We start from the raw sequence: 3243 nt of genomic DNA, 5'->3' as shown, positions 1-3243 counted from the left end.
CTCCTTTTGCAGGACGGCATTGATTTCCTTCAGGGACATGCCTTTGCGCTCGGCGATATACATGACGACCCCGGGGTCCAGGTTTCCGCCCCGGGTGCCCATGATCAGCCCGCCCAGCGGTGTCATACCCATGGAGGTGTCCACGCTGACCCCTTTTTCGATGGCACAGATGCTGGCGCCGCTGCCCAAATGGGCGGTAATCAGGTTGACTTCAAACAATGGCCGGCCCAACCGGGCTGCCGCCTCCCGGGAGACATACTGGTGTGAGGTGCCGTGGAACCCGTAACGGCGAACACCCAATTCCTCATAATAGGACCAGGGCAGTGCATAGTGGTAGGCATATGCTGGGATGGTTTGATGGAATGCGGTATCGAAAACCGCCACCTGGGGGGCATGGGGAAACAGCTCACGGGCCACCGTGATGCCCATGAGGTTGGCGGGGTTGTGCAAAGGCGCCAGGGGAATCGTTTGCTGGATGGCATTCAGTACGCTTTGATCGATCTGGGTGGGTTTCTGGAAATGTTCTCCCCCGTGGACGACCCGATGACCGATGGCTTCGATTTCGCTATGCCCCGTGATGACGCCCGTACCGGACGCCGTAAGCTGGCCAACGGCTTCGTTCATGGCCGACCGATGGTCGCTGATGGGCTTTTCATAGACGATGCCTTTGCCATTGGAAGGGTTCGATCGATTTTGATGGGATACCTTGCCGGCAGCTTCACCGATTCGCTCCACCAGGCCTGATGCCAGCAAGCGTTCGCCCTGCATGTCCAACAGCTGATACTTCAACGATGAGCTGCCGCAGTTGATGACCAGAATTTTCATTTAGCCTGCCTTTGTCTGCATTTATTAAGGCTATTTGCCATTTTTGTTATTCAGCATCAGGGCTTGGGCTTGAATTACCGTGATGGCCACGGTGTTGACAATGTCGGTTGCCGTGCAGCCCCGACTCAGGTCGTTGACCGGCTGATTCAGCCCCTGGAGAATCGGCCCGATGGGAATGGCGCCTGAAGAGCGTTGCACCGCCTTGTACAGGTTGTTGCCCGTGTTGAGATCCGGAAAAATGAACACCGTGGCCTGCCCGGCCACCTCGCTGCCGGGCAGCTTTGTCTTGGCCACGTCGGCATCTACCGCCGCATCGTACTGGATGGGGCCTTCGATCTTCAATTTTGGAAAGCGGGATTTGACGATGTGCGTTGCCTCGCGGACCTTGTCCACATCCCGCCCGGCGCCTGATGTTCCCGTGGAATAGGAGCACATGGCGATGCGTGGTTCGATGTCGAACATGACTGCCGTGTCGGCTGCACTGATGGCGATATCCGCCAGCTGGCCTGCATCGGGGTTGGGGTTCACCGCACAGTCCCCGTAGACGACGACGCGGTCGGGCAGGCACATGAGAAAAACACTGGAGACGATCGACACCCCCGGGCGGGTGCGGATAATCTGAAACACCGGCCGGATCGTATCGCCGGTGGTGTGGATGGCGCCTGACACCATGCCGTCGGCCAGCCCCGCCTTGACCATGAGTGTGCCAAAGTAGCTCACGTCGGCCGTCATATCCCAGGCCATCTCCTTCGACAGGCCCTTTTCCCGGCGAAGGTCGTAATAGATCTGGGCCAGGGCCTCCCGATGTGACGAGCTGGGCGGATGAATGATATTCAAGCCTTTCCAGTCCAGCCCGAGTGTTTTCGCCGTCTGCCGGATCTGCTCCGGGTTGCCCAATAGCGTAATGTCGGCCACATCCCTGCGAACTAGTATCTCTGCGGCCCTCAGGACCCGCGGTTCTTCTCCCTCGGGCAAAACGATATGCCGGCGGGCCGATTTGGCCCGTTCGATGAGTTCATATTCGAACATAATCGGGGTCACGCGGGTGGATCGGACCACATCGATGCGGGCTTCCAGGCGGGCAAGGTCCACGTTGGCTTCGAAGAGGCCCAGGGCGGCGGCGATTTTGCGTTCATCGCCGGGTTGAAGGCTGGCGCGGACTTCACTGGCATTCATGGCGCTGGTAAACGTGTCCGTGGGCACACTGATGATGGGCAGCTGTGAGGTCAACTTGAAGCCTTCCATCAGGCGCTTGACAGACGGTTCCGGTTTAAACCCACCGGTAAGCACCATGCCCGCAATGGTTGGGTAATTGTCGGATACGACCGTGGCCAGACTCCCCAGAATGACATCCGTTCGGTCCCCCGGCGTGATCACGAGATCCCCCTCCCTTATCAGGTCGAGGAAATGGGGGATGTTCATGGCGGCTACCTTGAAATCGTGGATCGACCGACTCAGCGCTTCAGTTTCACCCTGGAGCATGTCGCCCCCCAGTTCTCTGGCGATATCCCCTACGGTAGGCCTGCCCAGGGTGGTCATCTCAGGAAGCACGCTGACCGGGACGTCACTGGGGACGCTTCCACCGACCGCTGCGCCAACGGCATCCAGTTCCGATTTGTCGACCCTGTTGACGATTACGGCGGCTACGTCGCACCCCCTGTGGGTGAAGGCCTCGATCCCCATTTGAACGGTCTCGACAATCTCTTCCGGGTCTTTGTCACTTCCATTGACCAACATCAGGATGGGGCTGCCCAGATTGCTGGCCACATCGGCATTCATATCAAATTCGAATGCCGATGAAACGCCTGTAAAATCCGTTCCCTCGCACAGAACGAAACGGAATTTTTGCTGAAGCGTGCGGTATTTTTCCACGATCTGTTTCAGTATGCCCTGGCTGCTGCTGCCGGTGGACAGACTCTGGACGGCATTGCGGGTAAAGGCGAAGGTCTCGTAGTAGGTCTGGTCAAGGTGGTAACGCTGCAAGATGAGTTCGATGTCGTTGTCCCGTTTCTGGGCCGTGGGGATGATGGGCCTGAAATATCCCACGCGGCCCACTCTTCGGGAGAGCATCTCCATGATGCCCAGCGCGACCACCGACTTACCGCTTTCCGGCTCGATGCTGGCGATGTAAAGGCTATTGGCCATCCGATCCTTTCCTGTTTTGTTTTACGGTCAACGTCGAAATGACGATGGCTGCATTCTAACGCAAAACGCCTCGGGCAACAAACCGAATCTGATGCCTATGCGTCACCGGTCGTTTTCCATCCGTTTTACTTCTACCATGTTTAGATTACGATAAGTGGCATCCCTTGATTTACAAGGTTCGTCCAAAATGATATGTCAGGTGCAACGTCTACGTTTGTATGGTTCTATTTTTTTTCCTTGCCCAATTTTTTAAGTATCTAAACACGATGGCTA

General features: G+C 57.0%; 2 protein-coding genes. Both read right to left on the bottom strand.

From position 1 onward, the window contains the following. A partial coding sequence (locus QNK41_RS08680; RefSeq protein ID WP_319255787.1) for an acetate/propionate family kinase occupies positions 1-825 on the bottom strand: 825 nt, incomplete at its 3' end. 30 nt (positions 826-855) lie between these two features. After that, positions 856-2970 carry a phosphate acetyltransferase gene (pta, locus tag QNK41_RS08675; protein ID WP_319255784.1) on the bottom strand — a complete coding sequence of 705 codons (2115 nt, stop codon included), beginning with the start codon at positions 2968-2970 and terminating at the stop codon, positions 856-858. Positions 2971-3243 lie beyond the last annotated feature (273 nt).

The sequence above is a fragment of the Desulfosarcina sp. genome (genome assembly GCF_033791525.1).
In the GTDB taxonomy this organism is placed as follows: Bacteria; Desulfobacterota; Desulfobacteria; order Desulfobacterales; family Desulfosarcinaceae; genus Desulfosarcina.
This window is presented reverse-complemented; position numbering and strand designations above follow the sequence as displayed.